Raw genomic sequence first — 300 nt, 5'->3', positions numbered from 1 at the left:
CTTAGATTACTTCTACTTTTTTTGTATTTCAATATGTCAAAGAACTTTTAATACCAAATATGTATCGAGTGGAGAATATCGGAGTCGAACCGATGACCTCCTGCGTGCAAGGCAGGCGCTCTAGCCAACTGAGCTAATCCCCCATAAACGTAAATAAGTAGTCCTGCGCAGATTTGAACTGCGGACCCCTACATTATCAGTGTAGTGCTCTAACCAACTGAGCTACAGGACTAGTTATAATCCATAGGCTTGTTAGTAAAACACCCTAACGCTATGGGTTATGGTATATTAAAAGATGAA

2 tRNA genes are annotated in these 300 nt (G+C 40.3%); both read right to left on the bottom strand.

Features of this window, described 5'->3' with window-relative positions:
- Positions 1-69 precede the first annotated feature (69 nt).
- Positions 70-143: transfer RNA gene (locus EMN46_RS19595), tRNA-Ala, on the bottom strand.
- Between the two features lie 15 nt (positions 144-158).
- Positions 159-232 (bottom strand) — tRNA-Ile (locus EMN46_RS19590).
- Between the last annotated feature and the right edge of the window lie 68 nt (positions 233-300).

Origin of the sequence: Ancylomarina sp. 16SWW S1-10-2, from assembly GCF_009669305.1 — a bacterium.
Taxonomy (GTDB): domain Bacteria; phylum Bacteroidota; class Bacteroidia; order Bacteroidales; family Marinifilaceae; genus Ancylomarina.
The sequence above is the reverse complement of the archived record's forward strand: the minus strand, read 5'-3'. Positions and strand labels throughout refer to the sequence as shown.